Source organism: Isoptericola luteus (assembly GCF_020297055.1).
GTDB lineage: Bacteria > Actinomycetota > Actinomycetes > Actinomycetales > Cellulomonadaceae > Isoptericola > Isoptericola luteus.
In genome coordinates, this window is record NZ_JAIXCQ010000002.1 from 354,057 (window position 1) to 379,915 (window position 25,859).

At 69.3% G+C, this 25,859-nt stretch carries 40 protein-coding genes; 2 read left to right on the forward strand and 38 right to left on the reverse strand.

All coding sequences use genetic code 11. The features are described from left to right. Nucleotides 1-104: 104 nt before the first annotated feature. Together rpsI and rplM are read right to left on the reverse strand one after the other, a co-directional pair. Nucleotides 105-593, reverse strand: coding sequence for a 30S ribosomal protein S9 (gene rpsI / locus LEP48_RS04605; RefSeq protein ID WP_225564401.1), 489 nt, complete (start codon nt 591-593; stop codon nt 105-107). 32 nt (nt 594-625) lie between these two features. Then, nucleotides 626-1,075 (reverse strand): 50S ribosomal protein L13, encoded by a 450-nt coding sequence (gene rplM / locus LEP48_RS04610; RefSeq protein ID WP_225564402.1) that lies wholly within the window; start codon nt 1,073-1,075, stop codon nt 626-628. Nucleotides 1,076-1,346: 271 nt separating this feature from the next. Between rplM and LEP48_RS04615 the strand changes: the two genes are divergently transcribed. Next, complete coding sequence (locus LEP48_RS04615; RefSeq protein WP_225564403.1) at nt 1,347-1,763, forward strand: DUF5709 domain-containing protein; 417 nt, start codon at nt 1,347-1,349, stop codon at nt 1,761-1,763. A 49-nt stretch (nt 1,764-1,812) separates the two neighbouring features. Here LEP48_RS04615 and truA read toward each other — a convergent pair whose 3' ends face one another. Further along, nucleotides 1,813-2,721 carry a tRNA pseudouridine(38-40) synthase TruA gene (gene truA / locus LEP48_RS04620; RefSeq protein WP_225564404.1) on the reverse strand — a complete coding sequence of 303 codons (909 nt, stop codon included), beginning with the start codon at nt 2,719-2,721 and terminating at the stop codon, nt 1,813-1,815. Between the two features lie 28 nt (nt 2,722-2,749). On the opposite strand from truA, the gene LEP48_RS04625 reads away from it, so the two are divergent. Next, a complete protein-coding gene (locus tag LEP48_RS04625; protein ID WP_225564405.1) occupies nt 2,750-3,538 on the forward strand; it encodes an ROK family protein in 789 nt (262 codons plus the stop codon). Nucleotides 3,539-3,547: 9 nt separating this feature from the next. Here the strand turns inward: LEP48_RS04625 and LEP48_RS04630 are convergent, their stop codons facing one another. From LEP48_RS04630 to rpsL, 35 genes are all read right to left on the reverse strand, one after another. After that, nucleotides 3,548-4,297, reverse strand: a complete 750-nt coding sequence (locus LEP48_RS04630; protein WP_225564406.1) for an alpha/beta fold hydrolase — start codon at nt 4,295-4,297, stop codon at nt 3,548-3,550. Between the two features lie 92 nt (nt 4,298-4,389). Next, complete coding sequence (rplQ, locus tag LEP48_RS04635) at nt 4,390-4,893, reverse strand: 50S ribosomal protein L17 (RefSeq protein ID WP_225564407.1); 504 nt, start codon at nt 4,891-4,893, stop codon at nt 4,390-4,392. 77 nt (nt 4,894-4,970) lie between these two features. Continuing rightward, nucleotides 4,971-5,987 carry a DNA-directed RNA polymerase subunit alpha gene (locus tag LEP48_RS04640; RefSeq protein WP_225564408.1) on the reverse strand — a complete coding sequence of 339 codons (1,017 nt, stop codon included), beginning with the start codon at nt 5,985-5,987 and terminating at the stop codon, nt 4,971-4,973. A 286-nt stretch (nt 5,988-6,273) separates the two neighbouring features. Next, nucleotides 6,274-6,678, reverse strand: coding sequence for a 30S ribosomal protein S11 (rpsK, locus tag LEP48_RS04645; RefSeq protein WP_225564409.1), 405 nt, complete (start codon nt 6,676-6,678; stop codon nt 6,274-6,276). Nucleotides 6,679-6,749: 71 nt separating this feature from the next. Beyond that, the gene (gene rpsM, locus LEP48_RS04650) at nt 6,750-7,124 is read right to left on the reverse strand and encodes a 30S ribosomal protein S13 (RefSeq protein WP_225564410.1); all 375 of its coding nucleotides are present in this window, start codon (nt 7,122-7,124) and stop codon (nt 6,750-6,752) included. Nucleotides 7,125-7,319: 195 nt separating this feature from the next. After that, entirely contained in the window at nt 7,320-7,433 is a 114-nt protein-coding gene (rpmJ, locus tag LEP48_RS04655) for a 50S ribosomal protein L36 (protein ID WP_009740505.1), read from the reverse strand. A 71-nt stretch (nt 7,434-7,504) separates the two neighbouring features. Then, a complete protein-coding gene (gene infA / locus LEP48_RS04660; protein ID WP_012867920.1) occupies nt 7,505-7,726 on the reverse strand; it encodes a translation initiation factor IF-1 in 222 nt (73 codons plus the stop codon). 266 nt (nt 7,727-7,992) lie between these two features. Next, a complete protein-coding gene (map, locus tag LEP48_RS04665) occupies nt 7,993-8,883 on the reverse strand; it encodes a type I methionyl aminopeptidase (protein ID WP_225564411.1) in 891 nt (296 codons plus the stop codon). 1 nt (nt 8,884) lies between these two features. Further along, entirely contained in the window at nt 8,885-9,442 is a 558-nt protein-coding gene (locus LEP48_RS04670) for an adenylate kinase (protein ID WP_225564498.1), read from the reverse strand. A gap of 92 nt (nt 9,443-9,534) precedes the next feature. Next, on the reverse strand, nt 9,535-10,833 hold the full coding sequence (secY, locus tag LEP48_RS04675; protein WP_225564412.1) for a preprotein translocase subunit SecY: 1,299 nt from the start codon (nt 10,831-10,833) through the stop codon (nt 9,535-9,537). Nucleotides 10,834-11,128: 295 nt separating this feature from the next. Continuing rightward, a complete protein-coding gene (gene rplO, locus LEP48_RS04680; protein ID WP_225564413.1) occupies nt 11,129-11,596 on the reverse strand; it encodes a 50S ribosomal protein L15 in 468 nt (155 codons plus the stop codon). A 2-nt stretch (nt 11,597-11,598) separates the two neighbouring features. After that, nucleotides 11,599-11,781, reverse strand: a complete 183-nt coding sequence (gene rpmD / locus LEP48_RS04685; RefSeq protein ID WP_106267288.1) for a 50S ribosomal protein L30 — start codon at nt 11,779-11,781, stop codon at nt 11,599-11,601. Beyond that, nucleotides 11,781-12,452, reverse strand: a complete 672-nt coding sequence (gene rpsE / locus LEP48_RS04690; RefSeq protein ID WP_225564414.1) for a 30S ribosomal protein S5 — start codon at nt 12,450-12,452, stop codon at nt 11,781-11,783. The genes rpmD and rpsE overlap by 1 nt, the downstream gene beginning before the upstream one ends. Nucleotides 12,453-12,495: 43 nt before the next feature. Continuing rightward, entirely contained in the window at nt 12,496-12,867 is a 372-nt protein-coding gene (gene rplR, locus LEP48_RS04695; protein ID WP_225564415.1) for a 50S ribosomal protein L18, read from the reverse strand. Further along, nucleotides 12,867-13,403 (reverse strand): 50S ribosomal protein L6, encoded by a 537-nt coding sequence (rplF, locus tag LEP48_RS04700; RefSeq protein ID WP_225564416.1) that lies wholly within the window; start codon nt 13,401-13,403, stop codon nt 12,867-12,869. The genes rplR and rplF overlap by 1 nt, the downstream gene beginning before the upstream one ends. A 20-nt stretch (nt 13,404-13,423) precedes the next feature. Beyond that, nucleotides 13,424-13,822, reverse strand: a complete 399-nt coding sequence (gene rpsH, locus LEP48_RS04705; RefSeq protein ID WP_225564417.1) for a 30S ribosomal protein S8 — start codon at nt 13,820-13,822, stop codon at nt 13,424-13,426. Nucleotides 13,823-13,895: 73 nt separating this feature from the next. Beyond that, the gene (locus tag LEP48_RS04710) at nt 13,896-14,081 is read right to left on the reverse strand and encodes a type Z 30S ribosomal protein S14 (protein WP_069386379.1); all 186 of its coding nucleotides are present in this window, start codon (nt 14,079-14,081) and stop codon (nt 13,896-13,898) included. Nucleotide 14,082: 1 nt separating this feature from the next. Then, nucleotides 14,083-14,655, reverse strand: a complete 573-nt coding sequence (rplE, locus tag LEP48_RS04715; protein ID WP_225564418.1) for a 50S ribosomal protein L5 — start codon at nt 14,653-14,655, stop codon at nt 14,083-14,085. Next, entirely contained in the window at nt 14,655-14,996 is a 342-nt protein-coding gene (gene rplX, locus LEP48_RS04720; protein WP_225564419.1) for a 50S ribosomal protein L24, read from the reverse strand. The genes rplE and rplX overlap by 1 nt, the downstream gene beginning before the upstream one ends. A 2-nt stretch (nt 14,997-14,998) precedes the next feature. Further along, nucleotides 14,999-15,367 (reverse strand): 50S ribosomal protein L14, encoded by a 369-nt coding sequence (rplN, locus tag LEP48_RS04725; RefSeq protein ID WP_013837848.1) that lies wholly within the window; start codon nt 15,365-15,367, stop codon nt 14,999-15,001. A 148-nt stretch (nt 15,368-15,515) separates the two neighbouring features. Further along, complete coding sequence (gene rpsQ, locus LEP48_RS04730; RefSeq protein WP_225564420.1) at nt 15,516-15,809, reverse strand: 30S ribosomal protein S17; 294 nt, start codon at nt 15,807-15,809, stop codon at nt 15,516-15,518. A 7-nt stretch (nt 15,810-15,816) separates the two neighbouring features. Further along, complete coding sequence (gene rpmC, locus LEP48_RS04735; protein WP_166845655.1) at nt 15,817-16,056, reverse strand: 50S ribosomal protein L29; 240 nt, start codon at nt 16,054-16,056, stop codon at nt 15,817-15,819. After that, complete coding sequence (gene rplP / locus LEP48_RS04740) at nt 16,056-16,475, reverse strand: 50S ribosomal protein L16 (protein ID WP_225564421.1); 420 nt, start codon at nt 16,473-16,475, stop codon at nt 16,056-16,058. The genes rpmC and rplP overlap by 1 nt, the downstream gene beginning before the upstream one ends. 3 nt (nt 16,476-16,478) lie before the next feature. After that, nucleotides 16,479-17,312, reverse strand: coding sequence for a 30S ribosomal protein S3 (gene rpsC, locus LEP48_RS04745; RefSeq protein WP_225564422.1), 834 nt, complete (start codon nt 17,310-17,312; stop codon nt 16,479-16,481). Next, entirely contained in the window at nt 17,312-17,680 is a 369-nt protein-coding gene (gene rplV / locus LEP48_RS04750) for a 50S ribosomal protein L22 (protein WP_225564423.1), read from the reverse strand. Before rplV ends, rpsC begins: the two co-directional genes overlap by 1 nt. A gap of 58 nt (nt 17,681-17,738) precedes the next feature. Next, nucleotides 17,739-18,020, reverse strand: a complete 282-nt coding sequence (gene rpsS, locus LEP48_RS04755; protein WP_188524504.1) for a 30S ribosomal protein S19 — start codon at nt 18,018-18,020, stop codon at nt 17,739-17,741. Nucleotides 18,021-18,034: 14 nt separating this feature from the next. Beyond that, a complete protein-coding gene (rplB, locus tag LEP48_RS04760; protein WP_225564424.1) occupies nt 18,035-18,871 on the reverse strand; it encodes a 50S ribosomal protein L2 in 837 nt (278 codons plus the stop codon). A 31-nt stretch (nt 18,872-18,902) separates the two neighbouring features. Then, entirely contained in the window at nt 18,903-19,205 is a 303-nt protein-coding gene (gene rplW, locus LEP48_RS04765; RefSeq protein WP_225564425.1) for a 50S ribosomal protein L23, read from the reverse strand. Continuing rightward, the gene (rplD, locus tag LEP48_RS04770; protein ID WP_225564426.1) at nt 19,202-19,903 is read right to left on the reverse strand and encodes a 50S ribosomal protein L4; all 702 of its coding nucleotides are present in this window, start codon (nt 19,901-19,903) and stop codon (nt 19,202-19,204) included. Before rplD ends, rplW begins: the two co-directional genes overlap by 4 nt. Nucleotides 19,904-19,908: 5 nt before the next feature. Then, entirely contained in the window at nt 19,909-20,562 is a 654-nt protein-coding gene (gene rplC, locus LEP48_RS04775) for a 50S ribosomal protein L3 (RefSeq protein ID WP_225564427.1), read from the reverse strand. Between the two features lie 14 nt (nt 20,563-20,576). Beyond that, nucleotides 20,577-20,885 (reverse strand): 30S ribosomal protein S10, encoded by a 309-nt coding sequence (gene rpsJ, locus LEP48_RS04780; RefSeq protein ID WP_013837837.1) that lies wholly within the window; start codon nt 20,883-20,885, stop codon nt 20,577-20,579. A 489-nt stretch (nt 20,886-21,374) separates the two neighbouring features. Continuing rightward, nucleotides 21,375-22,571, reverse strand: coding sequence for an elongation factor Tu (gene tuf / locus LEP48_RS04785; protein ID WP_225564428.1), 1,197 nt, complete (start codon nt 22,569-22,571; stop codon nt 21,375-21,377). Between the two features lie 127 nt (nt 22,572-22,698). Then, a complete protein-coding gene (gene fusA / locus LEP48_RS04790) occupies nt 22,699-24,801 on the reverse strand; it encodes an elongation factor G (RefSeq protein WP_225564429.1) in 2,103 nt (700 codons plus the stop codon). A gap of 113 nt (nt 24,802-24,914) precedes the next feature. Beyond that, nucleotides 24,915-25,385: a 30S ribosomal protein S7 gene (rpsG, locus tag LEP48_RS04795; protein ID WP_225564430.1), complete on the reverse strand. Its 471-nt coding sequence runs from the start codon at nt 25,383-25,385 to the stop codon at nt 24,915-24,917. Continuing rightward, nucleotides 25,385-25,759, reverse strand: a complete 375-nt coding sequence (gene rpsL, locus LEP48_RS04800; protein ID WP_225564431.1) for a 30S ribosomal protein S12 — start codon at nt 25,757-25,759, stop codon at nt 25,385-25,387. The genes rpsG and rpsL overlap by 1 nt, the downstream gene beginning before the upstream one ends. Nucleotides 25,760-25,859 lie beyond the last annotated feature (100 nt).

The window sequence follows — 25,859 nt, forward strand, 5'->3', positions numbered from 1 at the left end:
GACGGGCGCCGCCACGATCGTAGCCGGACATGCGGGCGGCCCCGCCGGAGTGTTCCGACGGGGCCGTCCTGACGCTGAACGCTCCTGTCGACAGGAGCGTCGGATCAGCGCTTCGAGTACTGCGGTGCCTTGCGGGCCTTCTTGAGACCGGCCTTCTTGCTCTCGACGGCACGCGGGTCACGGGTGAGGTAACCGGCCTTCTTGAGCGCCGGACGGTTGGCCTCGGTGTCGATCCCGTTGAGCGCGCGCGAGATGCCCAGGCGCAGCGCACCGGCCTGACCCGAGGGGCCACCGCCGCTGATGCGGGCGATCACGTCGAACCGGCCCTCGACCTCGACCAGCTTGAGGGGGGAGTTCACGAGCTGCTGGTGCACCTTGTTCGGGAAGTAGTCCTCGAGGGTGCGACCGTTGATCTTCCACTGCCCGGTGCCGGGGACGAGGCGCACGCGCGCCACGGCCTCCTTACGGCGGCCCACGGCCTGGCCGGGCGCGGTGATGGACTGTCCGCCGTTCGCGACGGGCGCGGCAGTCTCGGTGGTGTAGGTGCTGGGAGTGTTCTCCTCCAGCACGGCGTCTGCGGTGGTCTCGGCCACTGTCAATCCTTCGCTTTGCATCCGGCAGCGGCTCAGGCCTGCTGCGAAACCTGGGTGATCTCGAACGGCTTGGGCTGCTGCGCCGCGTGCGGGTGCTCCGCGCCGCGGTAGACCTTCAGCTTGCCGAGCTGGTCACGCCCGAGCGAGGTCTTGGGGATCATGCCGCGCACGGCCTTCTCCACCGCCCGCTCCGGGTTCTTCTCGAGGAGCTCGCCGTAGGTGACCGAACGGAGACCGCCCGGGTAACCCGAGTGGCGGTAGGCCAGCTTGGTCTCCCGCTTGTTGCCGCTCAGGGCGACCTTGTCCGCGTTGATGACGATGACGAAGTCACCACCGTCGACGTGCGGGGCGAAGGTCGGCTTGTGCTTCCCGCGCAGGAGCGTGGCGACCTGGGTCGCCAGGCGGCCCAGGACGACGTCGGTAGCGTCGACGACGTACCAGTCGCGCTGGACCTCGCCGGGCTTGGGGGTGTAAGTACGCACGGTTGCGTCACCTTTTCGTGTTCGTGGTCGTCGGGCGAGAAGCGGCGCCCGAAGAGTCAGTGCGTTGTGCGCGGGACTCCATGAGTGGCGGCCTGGCCGGGGCGTCGTCGAGGCGAGTGGGAGCGCTGACGACGCGGGACGCCGGAGATATAGCACAACGGCTCGCTAGTCTAGCCGACCTCGTCCCTCAGGGGCAAAGCGACGTCGGTCACCGCCCCGAGCCACCGTCGTCCCAGGTGCGTGGGCCGCGGCCGTGTCGCACCGTGGACCCATGACGGACGAGACACCTGCCACCCGACCGGACACCCTCACCGGCGCCGAGGGCGACGTGAACCAGCTGCCCGACTCCGACACCCTCATGGACCGTGGCGTCGAGGACCAGCTCGACGAAGGCTACTCGCCGCTGGAGCGCCCGCGCGCCAACCACTGGGGCGAGACCGCCTGGGAGGAGTCGGCCGGCGAGCCCCTCGACCGCCGGCTCAGCGAGGAGGAGCCCGACGTCTGGGAGCGCGACCCGCTGTCACGACCCGACACCACCCGGTCCGGGCGGCTCGTCGCCGACGCGGACGCGGACCCCGACGACGCGGGCGGCCGGCGCGAGAACGACGTCTACGGCGAGGACGAGGGCGTCGACGGCGCGGGCGCCAGCGCCGAGGAGGCCGCCGTGCACTGGGTCGACGAGCCCTGAGACGAGCCCTGAGACGACCCCGGAGGGTCCTTGAGGGGCCCTGAAGGGCTCAACCGGCGGGGTCGACCTCGTCCGTGCTGCGCTTGGCGCGGATCCGCTCGGCCCGCGCCGCGAGCTGGTCGTCGTCCGGGTAGGCGACCTCCTCCAGCACGAGCCCGCGCGCGGCGACGACGCTCGCCGCCTCGGCCCGCGAGCGCCCCGCCAGCACGGCGGCGGGCGCGTCGACGTCCCGGCGCCCCTCCCCCACGGCGATCGCCATGCCGACGAGCGACCGCACCATCGAGTGGCAGAACGCGTCGGCCTGGACCGTCGCGACGACGAGCCCGGCGTCCGGTCCGGCGGCGGGCCGCTCCCACGACAGGTGCGTGAGCTCGCGGATCGTGGTGGCTCCCTCCCGCGGGCGGCAGAACGCGGCGAAGTCGTGCAGGCCGACGAGGGGCCGCATCGCGGCGTCCATCGCGTCCACGTCCAGCGGACGCCGGTGCCACAGCACCCAGTCGCGACGCAGGGGGTCGCGCAGCCCGGGCCGGTCCGCGATCCGGTAGGCGTAGCGCCGGTGCAGGGCCGAGAACCGGGCGTCGAACCCGCCCGGAGCCTCGCTCGCCCGGTGCACGACGACGTCGGGCGGCAGCACGCCGGCGAGGCGGTCCGCGAGCGCCGTTCCCGGCGTCCGGTCGGAACGTCCCGGCATGGCGTCCCAGCGGTCGCGGGGGACGTCGACGTGCGCCACCTGACCGCGGGCGTGGACCCCGGCGTCGGTGCGGCCCGCGACCGTGAGCCGAGGTCGGCCCAGGCCGAGCGGACCGGTGCGCAACACCGTGGCGAGAGCGTCCTCGAGCAGGCCCTGGACGGTGCGCAGCCGCGGCTGGGTGGCCCAGCCCGCGAACCCCGTGCCGTCGTAGGCGAGGTCGAGCCGGACCCGCAGGGTGTCGTGCGGCGAGGGTGTCGTCGTGCTCACTGACCCATTGTGGCCGGATGATGGACCGGTGCCCGACCCGACGACGACGCCCTCGACCGCACGGACCCCCCTGACGCTGGCCGTCGACTGCGGCGGCGGGGGCATCAAGGCGAACGTGCTGGACGCCGCCGGGACGGCCCACGCGGCCCCCGTGCGCGTGCCGACGCCCTATCCGCTGCCCCCGTCGCTGCTGGTTGAGACGGTCGCGGGCATCGCCGCGTCCCTGCCGCCCGCGCACCGGGTGACGCTCGGCATGCCGGGCATGATCCGCCACGGGGTGGTCGTGCACACCCCGCACTACGTGACACGGTCCGGCCCGCGCTCCCGGGTGGTGCCCGAGCTGGTCGAGGCCTGGTCCAGCTTCGACGTGCGGCACGCGCTGACCGCCCGCCTCTCGATGCCGGCGCTGGTCCTCAACGACGCGGAGGTGCACGGTGCGGGCGTGATCGCCGGGTCGGGCGTCGAGCTCGTGCTCACGCTGGGGACCGGGCTCGGGTCGGCCCTGTTCGACGGCGGCAGGCTCGCACCGCACCTCGAGTGGTCGCACGCGCCGGTGCGCCGCGGCACCACGTACGACCAGTACGTCGGCGAGCCGGAGCGCCGCCGCCTGGGCGACGGGTTGTGGTCGCGCCGCGTCGTCACGACGATCGACGGGCTGCGCCCCGTCTTCCGGTGGGACCGCCTCTACCTGGGCGGCGGCAACTCACGCAGGGTCACGCCCGCGGCCCTGGCACGGCTCGGGGACGACGTCGTCGTCGTGCCGAACTCCGCGGCCCTGGTGGGCGGGGCCCGCGCCTGGGACCTGCCGCTGGAGTGACGTGCGCCGCTACCCCGCCCGAGAGGGTACTCCTCGCCCGCGCACCGTCGCCGCGGCGGACTCCAGCAGCACACGGTCGAACGCCACGGGGGCGTCGAGGCTCACGAGGTGCCGTGCGTGCGGTACGACGACGAGACGCGCGGGGGCGCCCGAGCGCCGCGCCGCCGCGAGCATCGCGCGCTCGGTGCCCCGGAAGTGGTCGTAGCGGCCGTTGACGATCCACACGGGACTGTCGGCGGCGGCGAGCGCGCCGAACGTGTCCAGGTCGCCGGACGCCTGCAGGATCGCGGCCATCGACGTCAGGGCGTACCCGCCCGCGCCGAGGTCGTCGGCCGCCTCCGCAGCGAGCGCGAGGCGCACGAACCTCTCGTTGAGCCGTGCACCGTGGTCCGGCCAGGTCTCGATCCACCGCGCCAGGCGCAGCCAGGCGGGCCGCAGCGCCGACGACGTCGGGGTGCTGCACGACGCCGCCACGAGGCCGGCGCTCTCCTGCGGCCACCGTGCCCGGTGCTCGACCGCCAGGTAGCCCCCGAGGGAGAGCCCGGCCACCACGGCTCGTCCGCCCACCGCGTGGACCCCGTCCCGGATCGAGCCCAGCGCCCCGTCCAGCGTGAACGGCTCGTCGCGCCGGGCACCGTGCCCGGGCAGGTCGATCGCGACGGCGTCGACGCCGGCCGCCGCCAGCGCCCCGAGCTGATGGCGCCACATCGTCCTCGACGTCCGGGAGCCGTGGACGAGCACCACCGGGTTCGCGCGCATGCCACCACCCTACGAAGACCCCTGCGGCAACGCACGAGCCCCGCACCACCAGAAGGCGGTACGGGGCTCGCGGGCGCTTCAGAGCAGGGAGGTCAGGCCTCCTTGGTCTCCTCGGCGGGGGCCTCGGTGGTCTCCTCGGCGGCGGGCGCCTCGGTGGTCTCCTTGGCCTTCGGCTCCGACTTGGCCGACTTCTCGGTGGCCTTCGTGGCCTCCTTGACGACGGCCTGCTTCGGGCTGACCGGCTCGGTCACGAGCTCGATGACCGCCATGGGGGCGTTGTCGCCCTTGCGGTTGCCGACCTTGGTGATGCGCGTGTAGCCACCGTTGCGCTCGGCCATGGCCGGGGCGATCTCGGTGAACAGCGTGTGCACCACGGACTTGTCGCGCACGACCGTCAGGACGCGACGACGGGCGTGCAGGTCACCGCGCTTGGCGAAGGTGATGAGACGCTCGGCCAGCGGACGCAGGCGCTTGGCCTTCGTCTCGGTGGTCGTGATGCGGCCGTGCTCGAACAGCGCCGTCGACAGGTTCGCGAGGATCAGTCGCTCGTGCGCCGGGCCGCCGCCGAGCCGCGGACCCTTGGTGGGGGTAGGCATTTCTGGTTCTCCTTGAGGGTGGTTCCGCGTCGCGCGGCCCGGTCAGGTCGAGCGGGCTGCTGCGGGCGCGAAAGACGTCAGTACGACTGCTCGTCCGGGTAGGCCGACTCGTCGTCGGAACCGCTGAAGTACGCGGCACCGGACGGGTCGAAGTCGAGCGGCGAGTCCTTGAGGGCCAGGCCGAGCTCGGCCAGCTTCTCCTTGACCTCGTTGATCGACTTCGCACCGAAGTTGCGGATGTCGAGCAGGTCCGCCTCGCTGCGCGCCACGAGCTCACCCACCTGGTGGATGCCCTCGCGCTTGAGGCAGTTGTACGACCGGATCGTGAGGTTGAGCTCCTCGATCGGCAGCGCCAGGTCCGCGGCCAGCGCGGTGTCCGTGGGCGACGGGCCGATCTCGATGCCCTCGGCCTCGACGTTCAGCTCGCGGGCGAGACCGAACAGCTCGACGAGCGTCTTGCCGGCGGAGGCGAGAGCGTCGCGCGGCGCGATGGCCGCCTTCGTCTCGACGTCGACGATCAGCTTGTCGAAGTCCGTGCGCTGCTCCACACGGGTGGCCTCGACCTTGTAGGTGACCTTGAGGACCGGCGAGTAGATCGAGTCGACCGGGATACGGCCGATCTCGGTGTCGTCGCTCTTGTTCTGCGCCGCGGAGACGTAGCCACGGCCTCGCTCGACGGTCAGCTCGATCTCGAGCTTGCCCTTGTCGTTGAGGGTGGCGACGTGGAGGTCGGGGTTGTGCACCTCGACGCCCGCCGGCGGGACGATGTCCGCGGCGGTGACCGCGCCCGCGCCCGTCTTGCGCAGGTACATCACGACCGGCTCGTCGTTCTCCGAGGAGACCACGAGGTTCTTGATGTTCAGGATGATCTCGGTGACGTCTTCCTTGACACCCGGCACGGTGGAGAACTCGTGGAGCACACCGTCGATGCGGATGGAGGTGACGGCCGCGCCCGGGATGGACGACAGCAGGGTCCGACGCAGCGAGTTGCCGAGCGTGTAGCCGAAGCCAGGCTCGAGCGGCTCGATGGAGAAGCGCGAACGGTACTCCGAGATGACCTCTTCGGTCAGGGAGGGGCGCTGTGCGATCAGCACTGTGATGGTCCTTTCAGTGTGCGTCCGCCATATGACGCATCACGAATCCGCGATCACTACTCGCGGCCCGGGGCAGGACTCGGTCCACCCGCCCGGGCATGCTGCGGCGGGGGGGGGGGGGGGGGGGGGGGGGGGGGGGGGGGGGGGGGGGGGGGGGGGGGCGCCGCGGGGGGGGGGCGGGGGGGGGGGGGGGGGCACCGGGCGGCCGGGGCCGGGCCGGGGCCCCCCCGCCGGGGCTGGGGGGGGGGGGGGGGGCCCGGGGGCGGGGCCCCACGACGTCGTGAGATCAGACGCGGCGACGCTTGGGGGGGCGGCAGCCGTTGTGCGCCTGGGGCGTCACGTCCTGGATCGAGCCGACCTCGAGGCCGGTCGCCTGCAGGGAGCGGATCGCGGTCTCACGACCGGAGCCCGGGCCCTTGACGAAGACGTCGACCTTCTTGACGCCGTGCTCCTGGGCACGACGCGCGGCCGACTCCGCCGCGAGCTGCGCCGCGTACGGGGTCGACTTGCGCGAACCCTTGAAGCCGACGTGGCCGGCGGACGCCCACGAGATCACGGCGCCCGAAGGGTCCGTGATCGAGACGATGGTGTTGTTGAAGGTGCTCTTGATGTGCGCCTGGCCGAGCGGGACGTTCTTCTTGTCCTTGCGGCGCGGCTTGCGCCCGGCCGTGGCGCGGGTCTTGGGAGGCATGTGCTCGTTCTCTCCTGGTCTGAGGTCGTCGGACCGGGGCGGGTGCTAGCCCGCCTGCCGGACTGCTGGCGTCAGCGGGCCTTCTTCTTGCCCGCAACGGTGCGCTTCGGGCCCTTGCGGGTGCGCGCGTTGGTCTTGGTGCGCTGACCGCGCACCGGAAGGCCGCGGCGGTGACGCAGCCCCTGGTAGGTCCCGATCTCGACCTTGCGGCGGATGTCCGCGGCGACCTCACGTCGCAGGTCGCCCTCGAGCTTGTAGTTGCCCTCGAGGTAGTCACGCAGCGACACGAGCTCGGCGTCGCCGAGGTCCTTGACGCGCAGGTCCGGGCTGATCCCGGTAGCGGCCAGCGTCTGCTGGGCGCGGGTACGGCCGACGCCGTAGATGTAGGTGAGCGCCACCTCGAGCCGCTTGTCGCGGGGGAGGTCGACGCCGATAAGACGTGCCATGTGCCTTCCGGCTCCTGTACTTCGTCCAGAGGTCTCCCGCACCATCTCCCCGCGAGGACCGCAGGCCCCGGCCCCTGGACCGAGGGTTCCCCTCGTCGGTCCCGCGAGGAGCGATGCTCCCGGAAGCGGGCGACGAGGTTCGTGGTGGTGCGCTGTGCGTGACGGCGAGCGCGTGCCGTCAGCGGGTGGCTGCGATCAGCCCTGGCGCTGCTTGTGGCGCAGGTTCTCGCAGATCACCATGACGCGACCGTGCCGGCGGATCACCTTGCACTTGTCGCAGATCTTCTTGACGCTCGGCTTGACCTTCATCAGTGTTCCTCCGCCGCCGTGCGCGCGCCGGCTGGTACCGGCGCCTCGACGGCGATCGATCGGGTGGTGGGTTACTTGTAGCGGTAGACGATGCGGCCGCGGGACAGGTCGTACGGGCTCAGCTCCACCACGACCCGGTCCTCGGGGAGGATCCGGATGTAGTGCTGACGCATCTTGCCCGAGATGTGAGCGAGAACCTTGTGCCCGTTCGCCAGCTCCACGCGGAACATCGCGTTCGGCAGGGCCTCGACCACACTGCCCTCGATCTCGATGACGCCGTCCTTCTTTGCCATGTCCTCCGCTAACTCTCGTCTGGTCCCCGGGCGCCCGTCAGTGACGCGACGGAGCTCGGTGGTCGTGCGTGCCGCCTGCTCACCCTCGGCACGGCCCGCCGGCATGAAGACCGGGCGATGCTGGGCGGCATCACGGGACCGGGAAACTGCTGGACCGAGGAACTGCTGAACGGACTACACCCGACAGACCATCCTACGCCATGGATTGCGCCCGTGCGACAGACGCGCAGTGTGCGCACGGACACGTCGGCCTCGCGACCGGCGCTCTAGTCGAGCACGACCGGGACGACGCCGAACGGGCTGAGACCCGCCCGCCCCGCGTCGGGTGCGGTGAGCACGCTGATCCCGTCGTCCAGGATCGCCACGGAGTGCTCCCAGTGCGCCGCCCGCGTGCCGTCCTGCGTCACGACCGTCCAGTCGTCGTCGAGGACGCGCGTGGCCGCGCTCCCCCGCGTGACCATCGGCTCGATCGCCAAGCACATGCCCGGACGCAGCCTGGGGCCGCGCTCCCGGGTACGGAAGTTCACGACGTCCGGCGGCTGGTGCATGGCCGTGCCGATGCCGTGCCCCACGTACTCCTCGACGATGCCGTACTCCGCGCCGACGATGCCGCCGCCGAGCTCCACCGCGGTCTCGACCGCCGCACCGACGTCGCTGAGCCGGCCACCGCCGGCCAGCGCGGCGATGCCCGCCCACATGGCCGTCCGGGTGGTGCGCACCAGGGCGACGTCCGCCGGGTCAGCCTCGTCGACCGCCGCACCGTCGACCGCCGCACCGTCGACATCCACGGCGCCGTCGGCGCCGAGCACGAGGCTCACCGCCGAGTCGCCGTGCCACCCGTCGACGACCGCGCCGCAGTCGACCGACACCAGGTCGCCCACCGCGAGCACCCGGGGGCCCGGGATCCCGTGGATGACCTCGTCGTTCACCGACACGCAGAGGGTGGCCGGGTAGCCCTCGTAGCCGAGGAACGACGGGGTGGCGCCGGCGTCCGCGATCACGCGCGCCGCGACGGCGTCCAGGTCGGCCGTCGTCATGCCGGGCCGGGCCGCCTCACGGACCTCGTCGAGGGCACGCGCGACGACCAGGCCCGCACGTCGCATGACGCGGACCTGGTCGGGCGTCTTGAGCTCGATCCGCTCGCGAGTACCGAACATGTCAGCCGAGCTCGGCCGCCAGGGCCTGCACGATGCGCTCGGTGACCTCGTCGACCTCACCGATGCCGTCCACCGTCGCCAGGAGGCCACGCTCGGCGTAGGCCGCCGTCAGCGGGGCCGTCTGCTCGTCGTAGATGTCGAGCCGGCGGGCGATCGCCTCGGGGGTGTCGTCCTCACGGCCCTCGATCTCGGCACGCTTGGTGATGCGGGCGAGCAGCTCGTCGCGGTCCGCGGCGAGCTCGATGACGCCGTCCAGCTCCCAGCCCAGGTCGGCGAGGATGCCGTCCAGCGCCGCGACCTGGTGCGCGTTGCGCGGGTAGCCGTCCAGCAGGAACCCGCCTTTGGCGTCGTCCTCGGCGAGACGGTCGCGCACCATCGAGTCGGTGACCTCGTCGGGGACGAGCTCGCCCTTGGCGCTGTACTCCTGGGCGAGCTTGCCCAGGTCGGTGCCGCCCTTGATGTTCGCGCGGAAGATGTCGCCGGTGGAGATCGCCGGGATGGCGAAGAGCTCTGCGAGGCGAGCCGCCTGCGTGCCCTTGCCTGCACCCTGCGGCCCCATGATCACCAGGCGCGTGACGCGCGCCTCTGCTCCGCGCGAGCCGTGCAGCTCGCGGCGCGTGGTGGGGGCGGTGGTGCCGTCGTTCGTGTCGGTCAACGGAGGAACCCTTCGTAATGACGCTGCTGGAGCTGGGAGTCGATCTGCTTCACGGTGTCCAGCCCGACGCCCACGATGATGAGGATCGACACGCCACCGAACGGGATGTTCGTGGTGACCCCCAGCACGATGAGCACGACCGTCGGCAGCAGCGCGACGAGCGCCAGGTAGATCGACCCCGCGGTGGTGATGCGCGAGATGACGTAGTCGAGGTACTCGGCGGTCGGCCGGCCGGCACGGATGCCGGGGATGAAGCCGCCGTACTTCTTCATGTTGTCCGCGACCTCGTCCGGGTTGAACGTGATCGAGGTGTAGAAGAACGCGAAGAAGATGACCATGAGCGTGTACAGCACGATGTACAGCGGGTCGTCCTGCTGCGTCAGGTGGTTCGAGATCCAGATGACCCACTCGGCCTGCTGGTCGCCGAACTGGGCGATCAGGCCGGGGATCGCGAGGATCGACGCCGCGAAGATGACCGGGATGACGCCGGCCATGTTGATCTTGATCGGGATGTAGGTGCTCGTCCCGCCGTACATGCGGCGGCCGACCATGCGCTTGGCGTACTGCACGGGGATGCGGCGCTGCGACTGCTCGACGAAGACGACGAGCCCGACCACGAGCACGATCACGATCAGCATCACGATGAAGTTCAGCGCGCCGTTCGACCCGCCGGCGATGGACCACAGCGCGGAGGGGAAGCTGGCGGCGATCGACGTGAAGATGAGCAGCGACATGCCGTTGCCGACACCGCGCTCGGTGATCATCTCGCCGAGCCACATCACCATGCCGGTACCGGCCGTCATCGTGATGACCATGAGGGCCGCCGTCATGAAGCTGTCGTCGGCGATCACGTCGACGCCACAGCCCGGGAACAGCATTCCGGTGCGGGCCGTCGTGACGATCGTCGTCGACTGCAGGATCGCGAGGGCGATCGTCAGGTAGCGGGTGTACTGGGTGAGCTTCGCCTGCCCCGACTGGCCCTCCTTGTGCAGGACCTCGAACCGGGGGATCACCACCCGCAGGAGCTGCACGATGATGCTCGCGGTGATGTAGGGCATGATCCCGAGCGCGAAGATCGACAGCTGCAGGAGCGCCCCACCGCTGAAGACGTTGACGAGACCCAGCAGCGAGGTGCTGCCCTCGAGCACCGCCACACACTGCTGGACGTTGCCGTAGTCGACGCCCGGGGTCGGCACCAGCGACCCCACACGGAACAGCGCCATGATGGCGATCGTGAACAGCAGCTTGCGCCGCAGGTCCGGTGTCCGGAAAGCCCGGCCGAATGCGCTGAGCACCTATCCTCCTGGCCCGCCGCGGCGGGTTGTCGTGTCGCCGGTCGACCCGGCGAGGTGTGACGCGATTCCCGACGTCGGGGCCCGGGGGCCCGTCGCCGTCGCGCCGAGGTGGTCGTCGGTCCGACCGGTCGCCCGGTGGCCACCGCTCCCCCGGTCACCCGGGGTCGCAGCACGGACCGTCAGGGATTCTACGTGCCGCCGGCGAGTGATCCGGACCACACGCCGCCGACCCTATCCCCCTCGAGAGCACACAGGGCCGGCAGCGCGTGCGCGCCACCGGCCCTGGAGCGGTGTCTCAGTCCTCCGAGACGGAACCGCCGGCCGCGAGGATCTTCTCCCGGGCGGAACCGGACAGCGCGTCGACCGCGACGTCCAGCTTGACGGTGATCTCGCCCGTACCGAGCAGCTTCACCGGCTGACCCTTGCGGACCGCGCCCTTGGCGACGAGGTCCTCGACGGTGACAGAGCCACCCTCGGGGTACAGCGCGGCGAGCTTGTCCAGGTTCACGACCTGGAACTCGACGCGGAACGGGTTCTTGAACCCACGCAGCTTCGGAAGGCGCATGTGCAGAGGCATCTGCCCGCCCTCGAAGCCCGCGCGGACCTGGTAACGAGCCTTCGTACCCTTGGTACCGCGGCCCGCCGTCTTGCCCTTCGACGCCTCGCCTCGACCCACGCGGGTCTTGGCGGTCTTGGCGCCGGGGGCCGGACGCAGGTGGTGAACCTTCAGCGGCTGTGCCGCCTTCTCGGTCTTGTCGGCCATGCTCACTCGACCTCCTCGACGGTGACGAGGTGCGCCACCGTGGTGACCATGCCACGGATCTCCGGGCGGTCCTCCTTCACGGCGGTGTCGCCGATCCGCTTGAGGCCGAGGGTCCGCAGCGTGTCACGCTGGTTCTGCTTGCCGCCGATGGCGGACTTGACCTGGGTGACCTTCAGCCTGGCCATCACGCACCCACCTTCTCGCCGGACTTCTCCGCCTTGGCGGCGAGTCCGGCGGCCTGGGCACGCAGGAGCGCGGCCGGGGCCACGTCCTCGAGCGACAGACCACGGCGGGCGGCCACGGCAGCCGGCTCCTCGAGACCCTTGAGGGCCGCGACGGTCGCGTGCACGATGTTGATCGCGTTCGACGAACCGAGCGACTTGCTCAGCACGTCGTGGATACCGGCGCACTCCAGCACGGCGCGCACCGGACCACCGGCGATCACACCGGTACCCGGCGAGGCCGGACGCAGGAACACGACGCCGGCGGCCTCCTCACCCTGGATGGGGTGCGGGATGGTGCCCTGGATACGAGGGACGCGGAAGAAGTTCTTCTTCGCCTCCTCGACACCCTTGGCGATCGCCGCGGGCACCTCCTTGGCCTTGCCGTAGCCGACACCGACGGTGCCGTCGCCGTCACCGACGACGACCAGCGCGGTGAAGCTGAAGCGACGACCGCCCTTGACGACCTTCGAGACGCGGTTGATCGTCACCACGCGCTCGACGAAGGCGTTCTTGTCGGCCTGGTCGCGGCCACCGCCGCGGCGGTCGTCGCGACGCCCGCCGCCACCGCGGCGACCGTCGTTCTTGGAATCGTTGGCGCCCTGAGGGGCGCCGGTGCGCTGCCCTGCAGCCATCAGAGGATCCTCATCTTCCGTGCGAACTCGCGGATGTCGGCCATCACAGCTCCAACCCCGCTTCCCGGGCACCGTCGGCGACCGCAGCCACTCGACCGTGGTACTTGTTGCCGCCGCGGTCGAAGACCACGGTCTCGACGCCGGCCGCCTTGGCACGCGCAGCGACGAGCTCGCCGACCTTGCGGGCCTTGGCGGTCTTGTCGCCGTCGAACGCGCGCAGGTCCGCCTCGAGCGTGGAGGCGGAGGCCACCGTCTTGCCGACGGTGTCGTCCACGACCTGCGCCACCATGTGGCGCGAGGAACGGGTCACGACGAGGCGCGGACGCGCCGCGCTGCCCTTGATCTTCTTGCGCAGGCGAAGGTGACGGCGCTGACGAGCGACGGACTTGCCCTTGCCCAGAACCTTGAGAGCCATCACTTACCAGCCTTTCCGACCTTGCGGCGGACGACCTCGCCGGCGTAACGCACGCCCTTGCCCTTGTAGGGCTCCGGCTTGCGGATCTTGCGGATGTTCGCTGCGACCTCGCCGACCTGCTGCTTGTCGATGCCGGAGACCGAGAACTTCGTGGGGCTCTCCACCGCGAAGGTGATGCCCGCCGGAGCCTTGACGACGACCGGGTGCGAGAAGCCGAGGGCGAACTCGAGGTCCGATCCCTTGGCGGTCACGCGGTAACCGGTGCCGACGATCTCGAGCTTCTTCTCGTAGCCCTGGGTCACACCGGCGACGATGTTGGCCAGGAGGGTACGGGTGAGGCCGTGCAGCGCACGGGAGTCACGCTCGTCGTTCGGACGGGACACCACGAGGGTGGCCTCCTCCTGCGCGACCGTGATGGGGGCGGGCACCGTGTGCTCCAGGGTCCCCTTCGGGCCCTTGACGGTCACGAGCGCACCGCTGAGGGTGACGTCCACGCCGGCCGGGACCGGAACGGGGAGCTTGCCGATTCGAGACATTGGCGTATCTCCTTTCCGGATTACCAGACGTAGGCGAGGACTTCCCCGCCCACACCCTTGGCCTGTGCCTGACGGTCGGTCAGCAGACCGGAGGACGTGGACAGGATCGCCACGCCGAGGCCGCCGAGCACCTTGGGCAGGTTGGTGGACTTCGCGTAGACGCGGAGGCCAGGCTTGGACACGCGGCGCACGCCGCTCAGCGCACGCTCGCGGCTCGGGCCGTACTTGAGGGTGAGGGTGAGGTTCTTGCCCACCCGTGCGTCCTCGACGGTCCAACCGGAGATGTAACCCTGCGCCTGCAGGATCTCCGCGATGTTCGACTTCAGCTTCGAGTGCGGCATGGTCACCGACTCGTGGTGCGCCGAGTTCGCGTTACGCAGACGCGTCAGCATGTCTGCGATGGGGTCTGTCATGGTCATTGGGCTCCAGCCCTTCCTCGCCGGGGTATCCGGGCGGCACATGCGTACCGCCCGGACCTGCGGCGTAGTGGTTTTACCAGCTGCTCTTGGTGACGCCGGGGAGCTCGCCGCGGTGGGCCATCTCCCGCAGGCAGATCCGGCACAGGCCGAACTTGCGGTAGACGGAGTGCGGACGCCCGCAACGCTGGCACCGGGTGTAGGCGCGGACCGCGAACTTCGGCTTGGCGGCCGCCTTGTTGATCAGGGCCTTCTTCGCCATGTCAGTTCTCCTTGAAGGGGAAGCCGAGACGGCGCAGCAGGGAGCGGCCCTCGTCATCGGTCGTCGCCGTGGTCACGACCGTGATGTCCATGCCGCGGACGCGGTCGATCTTGTCCTGGTCGATCTCGTGGAACATCGACTGCTCCGTGAGACCGAAGGTGTAGTTGCCGTGCCCGTCGAACTGCTTCGGGCTCAGGCCGCGGAAGTCGCGGATACGCGGCAGCGCGATCGACAGCAGACGGTCGAGGAACTCCCACATGCGGTCGCCGCGCAGCGTGACGTGCGCGCCGATCGGCATGCCCTCGCGCAGCTTGAACTGCGCGATGGACTTGCGGGCCCGGTTGATCTGCGGCTTCTGACCGGTGATCGCGGTCAGGTCGCGGATCGCGCCCTCGATGAGCTTGGAGTCCTTCGCAGCGTCCCCGACACCCATGTTGACGACGATCTTGGTCAGACCGGCGACCTGGTGGAGGTTCTGGTGGCCGAACTCCTCGGTCAGCGCCGCGATGATCTCGTTGCGGTACTTCTCCTTGAGGCGCGGCAGGGCCGGGGCCTCGAGAGTGGTCTCGGTCATCAGATGTCCTTCCCGGAACGCTTGGCGACGCGCACGCGGACCGTACGGGTACGGCCGTCGCGCTCGACCTCCTCGGTGCGGAACCCGACCCGGGTGCCCTTCTTGGTCTCCGGGTCGACGATCATCACGTTCGAGACGTGGATCGGCGCCTCGACGGTCTCGATGCCACCCGTACGGGCGCCACGAGCCGACTGGCCGGCCTTGACGTGCTTGGTGACACGCTGCACGCCCTCGACGACCACGCGGTCCGTCTCGGTGAGCACCTCGAGCACGCGGCCCGTCTTGCCCTTGTCGCGACCGGCGATGACGATCACCTGGTCGCCCTTCTTGATCTTCGCCATGGTCAGAGCACCTCCGGCGCCAGCGAGATGATCTTCATGAACCGCTTGTCGCGCAGCTCGCGCCCGACCGGGCCGAAGATGCGGGTGCCACGGGGCTCACCGTCGTTCTTGAGGATCACGGCGGCGTTCTCGTCGAACTTGATGTAGGAACCGTCGGGACGACGGCGCTCCTTGGCGGTCCGGACGACGACCGCCTTGACGACGTCACCCTTCTTCACGTTGCCGCCGGGGATCGCGTCCTTGACGGTGGCGACGATGGTGTCGCCGATACCGGCGTAGCGACGGCCGGATCCACCGAGAACACGGATGCAGAGAATCTCCTTGGCACCCGTGTTGTCGGCGACCCGCAGTCGCGACTCCTGCTGGATCATTGATTGATCTCCTGTCGTCGAGCTGGTTCTCGTCCCGGTGCGAGCCGGGCGAGCCTTGCCGAACGGATAGTTGCTGTGGTGGCCGTGGCGGGTCGCATACGTGTGTCACGTCCCGCCACGGCCGGAGAAGGTCAGCAGACCTTCGAGGTCACTTGGCCTTCTCGAGGATCTCCACCAGGCGCCACCGCTTGGTCGCGGACAGCGGGCGGGTCTCCATGATCTCGACCAGGTCGCCGGTGCCGGCGCTGTTCTGCTCGTCGTGCACCTTCACCTTGGCGGTGGTGCGCAGAACCTTGCCGTACAGCGGGTGCTTCTTGCGGTCCTCGACCTCGACGACGATGGTCTTGTCCATCTTGTCGCTGACGACGTAGCCGCGACGCACCTTGCGGATGCCGCGCTCGGCATCCTGCTCGGCCGTAGCCGCGTTGGTGTTCTCGCTCATCGCTGCCTCACTCACTCACGCTCGGTGCCGTACGGATGCCGAGCTCGCGCTCCCGCAGGATCGTGTAGATCCGCGAGATGTCGCGCTTCACGGCCTTGATACGACCGTGCGACTCCAGCTGGCCGGTGGCCGACTGGAAGCGGAGGTTGAAAAGCTCCTCCTTGGCCTTCTTCAGCTCGGCGACGAGCTTCTCGTCGTCGAAGCCGTCCAGATCGGCGGGCGCCAGGCCCTTCGTTCCGACTGCCATCAGATCGCACCACCCTCGCGCACCACGAAACGGCACTTCATCGGGAGCTTGTGCATCGCGCGGCGCATGGCCTCGCGGGCCAGCTCCTCGTCGACGCCGGCCAGCTCGAAGACGATGCGGCCGGGCTTGACGTTCGCGACCCACCACTCGGGCGAGCCCTTGCCGGAACCCATGCGGGTCTCGGCGGGCTTCTTGGTCAGGGGGCGGTCCGGGTAGATGTTGATCCAGACCTTGCCGCCACGCTTGATGTGGCGGGTCATCGCAATACGAGCAGCCTCGATCTGCCGGTTGGTGACGTAGGCGGGCTCGAGAGCCTGGATGCCGAAGTCGCCGAAGGCGATCGTGGTGCCACCCTTGGCCGCGCCGGAGCGCGAGGGGTGGTGCTGCTTGCGGTGCTTGAGCCTGCGGGGGATCAGCATGACTCAGGCCTCCGTTCCGGACTCGGGGGCCGCAGCCTCCGCAGCCGGAGCCTGCCCTGCGTCGGACGCGGGGGCCTCGGCGGCGGGCTGGGCCGGACGCTCGGTGCGGCGAGGACCACCACGGCGCTCCCCACGCTCCGGGCGACCACCACGACCCCCACGGGGGGCGGCGGTCGCCTGCTGCGCGGCGAACTCCTTCTCGGTCATGTCGCCCTTGTAGATCCACACCTTCACGCCGATGCGGCCGAAGGTCGTGCGGGCCTCGTAGAAGCCGTAGTCGATGTTCGCGCGCAGCGTGTGCAGCGGCACACGACCCTCGCGGTAGAACTCCGACCGGCTCATCTCGGCGCCGCCGAGGCGGCCCGAGACCTGGACGCGGATGCCCTTGGCGCCGGCGCGCTGCGCGGACTGCATGCCCTTGCGCATCGCACGGCGGAACGAGACACGGCTCGCGAGCTGCTCGGCGATACCCTGCGCGACGAGCTGCGAGTCGATCTCCGCGTTCTTGACCTCGAGGATGTTGAGCTGGACCTGCTTGCCCGTGAGCTTCTCGAGCTCACCGCGGATGCGGTCTGCCTCAGCACCCCGACGGCCGATGACGATGCCCGGACGCGCCGTGTGGATGTCCACGCGGACGCGGTCGCGGGTGCGCTCGATCTCGACCTTGGAGATGCCGGCACGCTCGAGACCCGTGCTCATGAGCTTACGGATCTGCACGTCCTCGCGGACGTAGTCGCGGTACCGCTGACCGGGCTTGGTGCTGTCGGCGAACCAGCGCGACCGGTGGTCGGTGGTGATGCCGAGGCGGTACCCGTGCGGGTGAACCTTCTGCCCCACTATCGGGCCCCTTCCTTCTGCTCACGCGGTGCGACGACCACGGTGATGTGGCTGGTGCGCTTGAGGACCTGGCTGGCACGCCCCTGCGCACGCGGCCGGAACCGCTTGAGCGTCGGGCCCTCGTCGACGAACGCGGCGGAGACGAAGAGCTCCGACTCGTCGAAGCGCTCGCTTGCGCGATCGGCCTTCACCCGAGCGTTCGCGACGGCGCTCTCCACAACCTTGCGGATCGGCTCGCTCGCCGCCTGCGGCGCGAACTTCAGCACCGCGACGGCCTCAGCGGCCTGCTTGCCACGGATGAGATCCACGACGCGCCGGGCCTTCTGGGGCGTGACACGGACGAACCGCGCCTGCGCCTTGGCTTCCATTGCTGTCCTGCTTCCTTTTCTCAGACCGTCAGGGTCCGTCGCCAGGCTGACCCGGGGGTCAGCGGCGACGGCCCTTCTTGTCGTCCTTCACGTGGCCGCGGAAGGTTCGCGTGGGAGCGAACTCGCCGAGCTTGTGGCCGACCATCGACTCGGTCACGAAAACCGGAGTGTGCTTCCGGCCGTCGTGCACGGCGAAGGTGTGGCCGAGGAAGTCGGGCGTGATGACCGACCGGCGGGACCAGGTCTTGATGACGTTCTTGGTCCCCTTCTCGTTCTGACCGTCCACCTTCTTCTGCAGGTGGTCGTCGACGAAGGGGCCCTTCTTCAGGCTACGAGGCATCTGTCAGGCTCCTATCAGCGCTTCTTGCCGGTACGGCGACGGCGGACGATCAGCTTGTCGCTCGGCTTGTTCGGGCGGCGGGTCCGGCCCTCGGGCTGGCCCCACGGGCTGACCGGGTGGCGACCACCGGAAGTCTTGCCCTCACCACCACCGTGCGGGTGGTCGACCGGGTTCATGACCACACCACGCACGGTCGGGCGAACGCCCTGCCACCGCTTGCGACCGGCCTTGCCCCAGTTGATGTTCGACTGCTCGGCGTTGCCCACCTCGCCGACCGTGGCGCGGCAGCGCAGGTCGACGTTGCGGATCTCGCCGGACGGCATGCGCAGCTGCGCGTACGGCCCGTCCTTGGCGACGAGCTGCACGGACGCACCGGCCGAACGGGCGATCTTCGCACCGCCACCGGGCCGGAGCTCGACGGCGTGGATGACCGTACCGGTCGGGATGTTGCGCATCGGCAGGTTGTTGCCCGGCTTGATGTCGGCACCGGCACCGGCCTCGACCACGTCACCCTGCGACAGCTTGTTCGGCGCGATGATGTAGCGCTTCGTGCCGTCCGCGTAGTGCAGGAGCGCGATGCGCGCCGTGCGGTTCGGGTCGTACTCGATGTGCGCGACCTTCGCCGGCACGCCGTCCTTGTCGTGACGACGGAAGTCGATCACTCGGTATGCGCGCTTGTGGCCACCGCCCTTGTGGCGGGTGGTGATTCGCCCGGAGTTGTTCCGGCCGCCCGTCTTGGACAGCGGCCGGACCAGAGACTTCTCCGGCTGCGAGCGCGTGATCTCGACGAAGTCGGCGACACTGGCGCCGCGGCGGCCGGGCGTCGTCGGCTTGTACTTACGGATTCCCATGGAAGTTGTCCTCGATCTGCTCTCGTCCGGATCAGCCGACCGGACCACCGAAGATGTCGATCGTGCCCTCACGGAGGGTGACGATCGCGCGCTTCGTGTCCTTACGCTTGCCCAGGCCGTTGCGCGTACGACGCGCCTTGCCCTTGCGGTTGATCGTGTTCACCGAGTCGACCTTCACACCGAAGACCTGCTCGACCGCGATCTTGATCTCGGTCTTGTTGGCCCGCGGGTCCACGACGAAGGTGTACTTGCCCTCGTCGAGGAGGTTGTAGGACTTCTCGGAGACGACCGGCGCGATCAAGATGTCGCGCGGGTCCTTCGTCACGGTGGTCACTTGGTGGCCTCCTCGGTGGTCTCTGCCGCCTCGGACTCCGTCGCGACGGCCTTCACCGACTTGCCGGTCGCCGGGCCCGCGATGAACGCGGCCAGGGCGGCCTCGGTGAAGACGATGTCGTCGGAGACGAGCACGTCGTAGGTGTTGAGCTGGTCCGCCGTGATGAGGTGGACCTGCTCGACGTTGCGCAGCGACTTGATGGTCAGCTCGTCCGAGCGCTCCGTGACCACGAGGACGTGCGTGCGCTCGGTGAGCGTCGCGATCGTCTTGAGCGCGGTCCTGGTCGACGGCACGCCGTCGATCCCGAAGCCGGACACCACGTGCACGCGGCCGGCGCGGGCCCGGTCGGAGAGGGCACCGCGCAGGGCGGCAGCCTTCATCTTCTTCGGGGTGCGCTGGTCGTAGCTGCGCGGCTGCGGGCCGTGGACGGTGCCACCGCCGGCGAACTGCGGGGCGCGGGTCGAACCCTGACGGGCGCGGCCGGTGCCCTTCTGCTTGTAGGGCTTGCGGCCACCGCCGCGGACCTCGCCGCGGGTCTTGGTGGAGTGCGTGCCCTGCCGGGCGGCGGCGCGCTGGGCGACGACCACCTGGTGGATCAGCGGAACGTTGGTGACGACGTCGAACACCTCAGCGGGGAGCTCGGCGGAGCCGGCCTTCTTGCCCTGGGCGTCGAGCACGTCGACAGTCTGGTGAGCCATTGGTGTCACGCACCCTTCGCAGCGGTACGCACGATGACGACGCCACCCTTGGGGCCGGGAACCGCGCCCTTGACGAGCAGCAGACCCTTCTCGGCGTCGACCGCGTGGACGGTCAGGTTCTGGACGGTCTGGCGGGCGTGGCCCATCCGACCGGCCATGCGCAGGCCCTTGAAGACACGCGACGGCGTCGAGGCGCCACCGATCGAGCCGGCCTTGCGGTGGTTACGGTGCGCACCGTGCGAGGCGCCCACGCCGGAGAAGCCGTGACGCTTCATGACACCGGCGGTGCCCTTGCCCTTGGTGGTGCCGACGACGTCGACCACGGCACCGGCCGCGAAGGCCTCGGCGGTGATCTCCTGGCCGAGCGCGAACTCGGCGGCGTCGGAGGTGCGGATCTCGGCCACGTGGCGGCGCGGCGTGACGCCGGCAGCCTCGAAGTGGCCCTTGAGCGGCTTGGTGACCTTGCGCGGGTCGATCTGGCCGGCGGCGAGCTGGACAGCGGCGTAGCCGTCCTTCTCCGCGGACCGGACCTGCGTCACGACATTGGTCGGGACCGCCACGACGGTGACGGGGACCAGGCGGCCGCCCTCGTCCCAGAGCTGGGTCATACCGAGCTTGGTGCCGAGGACCGCGGTCACGTTCATCTGCTGGTTGGTCATGATCTCCCCCAGCCTCAGAGCTTGATCTCGATGTTCACGTCGGCCGGCAGGTCGATACGCATGAGCGAGTCGACAGCCTTGGGCGTGGGATCGATGATGTCGATGAGCCGCTTGTGCGTGCGCATCTCGAAGTGCTCGCGGCTGTCCTTGTACTTGTGAGGCGACCGGATGACGGTGAACACGTTCTTCTCCGTCGGCAGCGGCACCGGACCCACGACCGTCGCACCAGCGCGCGTCACCGTGTCGACGATCTTGCGCGCCGAGCTGTCGATGACCTCGTGGTCGTAGGACTTGAGCCGGATGCGGATCTTCTGTCCCGCCATGGCGTCGTCTGACTCTCTCTCTCGAACCGCTACTGTCCGACCCCCGCGCTCGGGCGTGTCGCGCTGGGCGACATACCCGGGCACACACCGAGACGGTGAGGGGCCGTTGATGTGGTCCGCGAGCTTGCGGACCACGACGTCTGTCGAGCCTGCCGAGACGGTGTCTCACCGAGACCTCGGTCTCGTGGGGCGTCCTGCGCGTCGACAGCTGGCAACCCCGCGAACCCCTCCCTGGAGGAGGGGGACCGATTCAGCCCTGCGCACGAACCTGAGGCTCGAGGGGGCTGCGGTGCTACACACTGTTCGACACGAGAAAGAACGCGCCCGTGACAGGCAACCTGAACATCATGCCACACGGCTCCACACAGACCAAGTCGTGGAGCCGTCGATCCGGTGTGACGCCGGACGCACCGGAGGCCCGGGCCCTCGAAGGGCCCGGGCCTCCGTGCTCGACGGAGCTCGGAGGAGCTCCTGTCGGGAAACGTCAGATCACTTGACGATCTTGGTGACGCGGCCCGAACCGACCGTGCGGCCACCCTCACGGATGGCGAAGCCGAGGCCCTCTTCCATGGCGATCGGCTGGATCAGCTCGACCGACATCTCGGTGTTGTCGCCGGGCATGACCATCTCGGTGCCCTCGGGCAGCGTGATGACGCCGGTGACGTCCGTGGTGCGGAAGTAGAACTGCGGACGGTAGTTCGAGTAGAACGGGTTGTGACGCCCACCCTCGTCCTTGCCCAGGATGTAGACCTGAGCCTCGAAGTCGGTGTGCGGGGTGATCGAACCCGGCTTCACGACGACCTGGCCGCGCTCGACGTCCTCGCGCTTGATGCCACGCAGGAGCAGACCGGTGTTGTCGCCGGCCTGGGCCTGGTCCATCTGCTTGTGGAACGTCTCGATACCGGTGACCGTGGTCTTCTGCGGCTCGCGGATACCCACGATCTCGACCTCGGAGTTGACGTCGAGCGTGCCACGCTCCACCTTGCCGGTGACGACGGTGCCGCGGCCGGTGATGGTGAAGACGTCCTCGACGGGCATGAGGAACGGCTTGTCCAGCTCACGCTGGGGCTCGGGGACGTTCTCGTCCACGGCCTCCATGAGCTCGATGACCTTCGCGGTCCACTCGGGGTCGCCCTCGAGGGCCTTGAGGCCGGACACGCGCACGACCGGAGCGTTGTCGCCGTCGAAGTCCTGCGACGACAGCAGCTCGCGGACCTCCATCTCGACGAGCTCGAGGATCTCCTCGTCGTCGACCATGTCGGACTTGTTCAGCGCCACGAGCAGGTAGGGGACGCCCACCTGGCGGGCGAGCAGAACGTGCTCGCGGGTCTGGGCCATCGGGCCGTCGGTCGCCGCGACCACGAGGATCGCGCCGTCCATCTGGGCCGCACCGGTGATCATGTTCTTGATGTAGTCGGCGTGACCGGGAGCGTCGACGTGCGCGTAGTGGCGCTTCGGCGTCTCGTACTCGATGTGCGCGATGTTGATCGTGATACCGCGCTGCTTCTCCTCCGGCGCGGCGTCGATCTCGTCGAAGTTGCGCAGCGTGTTCGCCGGCAGGTCCGGGTACTTCTCCGCAAGCGTCTTCGAGATCGCGGCAGTCAGGGTCGTCTTACCGTGGTCGACGTGCCCGATCGTGCCGATGTTGACGTGCGGCTTGGTCCGCTCGAACTTGGCCTTAGCCACTGGGGTCCTCCTGGGACTTGGGTAGATGTTCCGAACGTTGCGGGTGTTGGCCGATCAAGCCTAGACCCGCGGGGCGTTGCGGCTTCCTACAGGTTGATGGTTCTGCTGGTCGTCGACCTGTGGGGGCTCACTCGCCCCGGGTCTTCTTGATGATCTCGTCAGCAACGTTACGAGGAACCTCGGCGTAGCTGTCGAACTGCATCGAGTACACCGCACGGCCCTGCGTCTTGGAACGCAGGTCACCGATGTACCCGAACATCTCGCTCAACGGTACCTGGGCGCGAACGACCTTGACACCGGTCGCGTCCTCCATGGACTGGATCATCCCACGACGCGAGTTGATGTCGCCGATCACGTCGCCCATGTACTCCTCGGGCGTGCGGACCTCGACGGCCATCACGGGCTCGAGGATGACCGGGTCGGCCCGCTTGATGCCCTCCTTGAAGACCATCGAGCCGGCGATCTTGAACGCCATCTCCGAGGAGTCGACGTCGTGGTAGGCACCGTCGAGCAGCGTGGCCTTGACGCCCACCACGGGGAACCCGGCCAGCACGCCCTGCTGCATCGCCGACTGGATGCCGGCGTCCACGGACGGGATGTACTCACGCGGGATGCGTCCACCGGTGACGGCGTTGGCGAACTCGTAGAGCTCGCCGTCGGTCGTCTCGAGCGGCTCGAAGGTCACCTGGACCTTCGCGAACTGGCCCGAGCCACCGGTCTGCTTCTTGTGCGTGTAGTCGATCTTCTCCGCGGCGCGGCGGATCGTCTCGCGGTACGCCACCTGCGGCTTGCCGACGTTCGCCTCGACGCGGAACTCGCGACGCATGCGGTCGACGAGGATGTCGAGGTGGAGCTCGCCCATGCCACCGATGACGGTCTGGCCGGTCTCCTCGTCCAGGCGCACCCGGAAGGTGGGGTCCTCCTGCGCGAGCTTCTGGATCGCCGTCGAGAGCTTCTCCTGGTCGGCCTTCGTCTTGGGCTCGATGGCCACGTCGATGACCGGCTCGGGGAAGGTCATCGACTCGAGGATGACCGGGTTCGCCGGGTCGCACAGGGTGTCACCGGTGGTGACGTCCTTGAGCCCGATGAACGCGTAGATGTGGCCGGCGTGGGCCTCCTCGACCGGGTTCTCCTTGTTGGAGTGCATCTGGAAGAGCTTCCCGATGCGCTCCTTCTTGCCCTTGGTCGAGTTCTGGACCTGCGCGCCCTGCGCGACCTTGCCCGAGTAGACGCGGACGTAGGTCAGCTTGCCGAAGAACGGGTGCGTGGCGACCTTGAACGCCAGTGCCGAGAACGGCTCCGACTCGTCGGGGCGGCGCTCGATGATCTTCTCGGCGTCCTTGACGTCGTGACCCTGCACGGCAGGCACGTCGAGCGGCGTCGGCAGGTAGTCGATGACGGCGTCGAGCATGGGCTGGACGCCCTTGTTCTTGAACGCCGAGCCGCACAGGACCGGGAAGGCCTCCGAGCGGATGACGAGCTTGCGGATGCCGGACTTGATCTCGGCGACCGTGAGCTCCTCGCCACCCAGGAACTTCTCGAGCAGGTCGTCGTCGGCCTCGGCGACGGCCTCGACGAGCTCGGCCCGGTACTGCTCGGCCTTCTCGACGAGGTCGGCGGGGATCTCCTCGACCTCGTACTCCTCGCCCATCTTGGTGTCGCCGCGCCACGTGAGCGCCTTCATCTCGAGGAGGTCGACGACACCCTCGAAGTCGTTCTCCGCACCGATCGGGAGCTGGATGACCAGCGGCTTCGCCTTGAGGCGGTTGATGATGGTGTCGACCGTGAAGTAGAAGTCGGCGCCGAGCTTGTCCATCTTGTTGACGAAGCAGATGCGCGGGACGTCGTACTTGTCGGCCTGGCGCCACACGGTCTCCGACTGGGGCTCCACGCCCTCCTTGCCGTCGAACACGGCGACCGCACCGTCGAGGACACGCAGCGAGCGCTCCACCTCGACCGTGAAGTCGACGTGGCCCGGGGTGTCGATGATGTTGATCTGGTTGTTCTTCCAGTAGCAGGTCGTCGCGGCGGACGTGATCGTGATGCCGCGCTCCTGCTCCTGCTCCATCCAGTCCATCGTCGACGCGCCGTCGTGCGTCTCACCGATCTTGTAGTTCACACCGGTGTAGAACAGGATGCGCTCGGTGGTGGTCGTCTTGCCAGCATCGATGTGGGCCATGATGCCGATGTTGCGGACCTTGTTCAGGTCGGTCAGCACGTCGAGTGCCACGGTGTCTTACCCCTTGTCGGTGGAAGGTCGGAAGCCGGGCCGGAAGGCCGGCTGCCGGCCGGTTCCGGATCCGCGGACGGCCCCGGGGGTCGCCCGGGGCCGTCCTGAGCGCATCACCAGCGGTAGTGCGCGAAGGCCTTGTTCGAGTCGGCCATCTTGTGCATGTCCTCGCGGCGCTTGACCGCGGCACCGAGGCCGTTCGAGGCGTCGAGGATCTCGTTCATGAGGCGCTCGGTCATCGTCTTCTCGCGGCGAGCGCGCGAGAAGTCGGTGAGCCAGCGCAGCGCGAGCGTCGTGGAGCGCGTGGGGCGCACCTCGACCGGCACCTGGTAGGTGGCGCCACCGACACGGCGGGAGCGGACCTCGAGGGCGGGGCGGACGTTCTCGAGCGCGCGCTTGAGCACGACGACCGGGTCCTGGTCCGTCTTGGCACGGACACCCTCGAGGGCGCCGTAGACGATCGACTCGGCGGTGGACTTCTTGCCGTCGAGCAGGACCTTGTTGATCAGCTGCGTGACGACGGGCGACCCGTAGACGGGATCGACGATGAGCGGCCGCTTCGGGGCCGGACCCTTGCGAGGCATCAGGCCTTCTCCTTCTTCGCGCCGTACTTGCTGCGGGCCTGCTTGCGGTTCTTCACGCCCTGCGTGTCGAGCGCGCCGCGCACGATCTTGTAGCGGACACCGGGGAGGTCCTTCACACGGCCGCCGCGCACGAGCACGATGGAGTGCTCCTGCAGGTTGTGGCCGACGCCGGGGATGTACGCCGTGACCTCGGTACCGGAGGACAGCTTGACACGCGCGACCTTGCGGAGCGCGGAGTTCGGCTTCTTGGGGGTGGTGGTGTACACGCGCGTGCACACGCCGCGCCGCTGGGGGGAGGCCTTGAGGGCGGGCGTCTTCGACGCCACAGCCTTCGTGCTCCGGCCCTTGCGGACGAGCTGCTGGATCGTAGGCACTACGTCTCCGTCGTCTTCTCGAGCTCTCGAGGGCCGGCCGGCCCTCGACGGTGGTCTGTCTGGCTTGTGCGTGCCGATCGCATGCGGCACCCGCGACCCT